This window comes from uncultured Lamprocystis sp. (assembly GCF_903933125.1).
In the GTDB taxonomy this organism is placed as follows: Bacteria; Pseudomonadota; Gammaproteobacteria; order Chromatiales; family Chromatiaceae; genus Thiodictyon.
The window spans coordinates 1-3,438 of sequence record NZ_CAIZIZ010000226.1 but is presented as its reverse complement, the minus strand read 5'-3'; the positions used below and the strand labels follow the sequence as shown (position 1 = coordinate 3,438).

At 60.5% G+C, this 3,438-nt stretch carries 5 protein-coding genes; 3 read left to right on the top strand and 2 right to left on the bottom strand.

From position 1 onward, the window contains the following. The 3 genes from QZY03_RS11275 to QZY03_RS32075 form a co-directional block, all read left to right on the top strand. Positions 1–206: hypothetical protein (locus QZY03_RS11275; RefSeq protein WP_295581031.1), on the top strand; the 206-nt coding region annotated here is incomplete at its 5' end. Between the two features lie 12 nt (positions 207–218). Next, a complete protein-coding gene (locus tag QZY03_RS11270) occupies positions 219–866 on the top strand; it encodes a hypothetical protein (RefSeq protein WP_295581029.1) in 648 nt (215 codons plus the stop codon). 901 nt (positions 867–1,767) lie between these two features. Next, positions 1,768–1,971 carry a hypothetical protein gene (locus QZY03_RS32075; RefSeq protein ID WP_363168519.1) on the top strand — a complete coding sequence of 68 codons (204 nt, stop codon included), beginning with the start codon at positions 1,768–1,770 and terminating at the stop codon, positions 1,969–1,971. A 13-nt stretch (positions 1,972–1,984) separates the two neighbouring features. On the opposite strand, the gene QZY03_RS11260 is transcribed toward QZY03_RS32075, so the two are convergent. Both QZY03_RS11260 and QZY03_RS11255 read right to left on the bottom strand, forming a co-directional pair. Next, positions 1,985–2,794, bottom strand: a complete 810-nt coding sequence (locus QZY03_RS11260) for an NYN domain-containing protein (protein ID WP_295581027.1) — start codon at positions 2,792–2,794, stop codon at positions 1,985–1,987. A 433-nt stretch (positions 2,795–3,227) separates the two neighbouring features. Then, the coding region (locus QZY03_RS11255) for a hypothetical protein (RefSeq protein WP_295581025.1) at positions 3,228–3,438 on the bottom strand (211 nt) is incomplete at its 5' end.

Sequence of the window (3,438 nt, the reverse complement as noted above, 5' to 3'; positions counted from 1 at the left end):
TTCATCGGGACTGGCTGAATCGCGTCAACGCGCGCCCCGTGCCCGCCGCGACCGCGCCCGCCCCCGACGCGACCTACGAGCGCGCCGTGCAACAGTACCAGGCCCACGGCATGACGCTGGGACAAGCCCACATGGCCGCCGCCCGGGCCCACCCCGACCTTCACCGTGACTGGCTGAACCGCGTCAATAACCGCGCCGCCGCTTAATGAGAATGCACCATGGCTGATCTATTGAAATCCATTGCCGGTGTCTTGGAGTTGACCGGGCTCAAGTCATCGCTCGCGACGGTTCGCAAACAGTACAACGCGGCACAAGGCGCACTTGAGGCCCTCAAACGCGAACGCGAGGAGATCGCCGCCGCGCCCTTGACACGGGTTGATTTAATCGACGGCGTTGATCGTTGGGCCGATTCCATGGCGGACGACTACCGCAAGAAACTGGGCACTCTCTTAATGAGTGCAAGACATCCAGCAAGGGCAGGCAAACTGTTTACACAGGAAGATCACTTTCGCAAAATGCTTCTTGGTCACGAGGCGCACGGCGGGAGTACCAACCAGAGTGGTCCGGGACAAGAAGCCTTTGTCTGGTTGCTTGGACCGGAAGCCATCAAGAACGCGTTCCGTAGCGTCATCGAGGCCCTGCCGATCGACAACGAAGGGTTGCCCCTGGTGGAGCGCCGCGCCCGCCTGAAGGAACTTGATCACCAGCTCGGCAAGGCCGAGGCCGCGCTGTCGGAGCTGCGCCGCGACGCCGCCGCCGCGGGAATCTCCTTTGATGCGAAGGCAACAGATGACCAGATCGATCCGGCGTTAAAAGAGGTTTGGCTGTTGGGGAGAAACCCGAATGCGGATCAGTCCGGCGGGTGAACCGCTCGCCGCGGTCAACCTGACCCCCCTGGAATCGCTTCTTGAGGAACCCCGATGACACGGCGCCGCCCCGCTGATCCGAACCGACGAAACAACCGCATCGTTCAGAGTCGCGCCGCAAAAGCCGCCAGTGCCCGCCGCGGCAAACAGCACCGCACCCCCGGTCCCGTGGGGGCCCCTGGCTCTGGCGCCGCCCCCTGATCCCCCCTGCCGGCGTTGCCCCTCCTGGACCTGACCGCGATCACAGCCGCCGCGTGCGGACTGCCGCCGGCACCCAACCGTCCCCCCGCGCTGTTCGACCCGGCGTAACGCCGTCCTCACGTCACGTGTTCGCGCCGGTTGATAGGCAACGCCTATCGGGCGCTATTCTTGCTTATATCACATAACGCATTGTTTTTGTTGAAACGCAAAACCCGTGCCCGATAGGCAAAGCCGATGAGTCGATCGGGCGCCAGTCAAGGGGTCGGCTGGAAATCCGCCTGTAGACCGCCCGCCTGGGCAGCAGCCGAGCGGGTGAACCGCGTAACCTGGCAACCAGGAACCCCCTTGAGCCTCCGGGGTTCCGCCTTCGCTTCCTGGGCTGCCCTCCTGGACCTGGACCGCGATCACGGCCGAACCAGCGCGTTCGAGGTCTAACGGCGAAGGCTCCCGAGTGCGTGCGGTTTGAGTCCAATTTGAGTCCACAACGCCAATCTGGCCCCCCTCAACTGTTCACTATTCGCCACAACAGCGAACAGTTAACCCCTTGAGTTTTCTTGTGTCGATTGGTGGGTTGTTGTAATAAGTCTTATAAAACAAGGACTTGAAAACCGTTGAGGGTTTACCCCCTCCGTGGGTTCGAATCCCACCCTCTCCGCCAGAATTTTCTTGCGGTGAAGCCCTGAAGACCGACTCCGGCATCGTGCGCGCCCGCACGAAACGCCGTCCCAGCCTCTACGAACAGCTCGAGTCCCTGCCCGAAGGGCTGACGGGGGAAATCCTCGACGGCCAGCCGCGCCCCGCAGCGCGGCATATCGGGGCGGCATCACGCCTGGATCGTATCATTGCCCGGCACTTCGATGCGATCAGCATCAATCTGGACCATCTGTGGGGGCCGCGTCCTTAGCGTCCGGTCGGATTCATCGCCGCTTTTCGGTGAGGTAAAGCGACTTGCCGGCCCCCCCTGGGGTCGGGCGCTCCTCAACGTCGAACAGTTCGGGCTTGCCTTTGATGAGATCGGACAATTTCTTGAATCCATAAAGCCGGGAATCGAAAGATGGCTGGATTTTTTGAAGATAGCTGCCGAATGTTCCGAGATGCGCCCAACCCGTATCGTCAACCGACTGTTCCAGCGCCGCCATCAGGAAAGCGGTCGGAAACTCTGCCGGCGCGGCAATCGGCGACTGAGCGCCGGCCGGCTTTTCGATCGGCAGCAGTGCCGCGGGAGATGGCTTGACCTCCGCTTGTTCGTTCGCTACGGGCTTGCGCAGGACCTCGGTAAAGATGAATTTATGGCAGGCGTTCCTGAAGGCTTCAGGCGTCTTCTGCTCGCCGAACCCATAAACAACCAGCCCTTCTTCGCGGAGGCGAACCGCGAGACCGGTAAAATCACTATCACTTGTCACCAGGCAGAATCCCTCGAACCGCCGCGTATACAGCAGATCCATCGCATCGATAATCATCGTACTATCAGTGGCATTCTTCCCGCTGGTATAGGCAAACTGCTGAACTGGTTTAATGGAGAAGGTGTTGAGCACCTTTTTCCAAGACGCGCTTCCCGGTGACGTAAAATCGCCATAGATGCGCCTTACGGTGGCCTCGCCAAAACGCGCAACCTCTTCCAGCAGCCCCGCGATCACCGCGGCCTGAGCATTATCCGCATCGATCAGTACGGCGAGACGCTTCGCCGGCTCGTCGGCTTCGACTTTGACCAAAGTTCGTGCTTGCATCGGAATAGTAACTCTTTGTGATCTTTGTATCTCTTGGCGAGAAATGTTATTTCGTGATAACGAGTCAGAAATAAGTTAAAAGAGTAATGCCATCGTTGTCGTTGTCGGAGAAGCAATTCAATTCGGGCACGAGCAGCTCGATGTCGGCCTTGACCATCGTTCCGCGGCGGTCTGTCCGCCACCGGAGGTCGAGGCTTTAGCCGGTGGCGATTCCCGAGATCTTAGAGAAAATCAGTGGTTCCTGCACGCCGGACCGGCTAAAGCCTCGACCTCCAGTGGCCGGAACGATGACCACGGTCCGAAACGATGCGGTGCGCGATAATCCTCGCGGGTAGCATAAACTCGATTACGACAACGACAACGACAACGACAACGACCGAGACACCAAAAGTGTTCCCTAATGGACTGTTTAACCTACTGAGTGAACCCTTTCTTACGGTGAACGAAACGACGACTCGCCCGTCGCCGGCTGACAGGGATACATCCGCGCCAGGATGTCCGGTACGACCCGCTCGACCGGGGCCGCGGGGTCCGGCTGACGGCGCAGTTCGGTCACCACCTTGCGGATGGTGACCGCGGCCGGCTCGCCCGCCGGGATGCACCAGTGCTCACCGCCGGGTCCAGCCGCGCCCGGTTTGCACCCG

Excerpts from the sequence above, each read along its gene's own strand:
- QZY03_RS11270 (WP_295581029.1), top strand. The coding sequence starts at position 219 with ATGGCTGATCTATTGAAATCCATTGCCGGTGTCTTGGAGTTGACCGGG.
- QZY03_RS11260 (WP_295581027.1), bottom strand. The coding sequence starts at position 2,794 with ATGCAAGCACGAACTTTGGTCAAAGTCGAAGCCGACGAGCCGGCGAAG.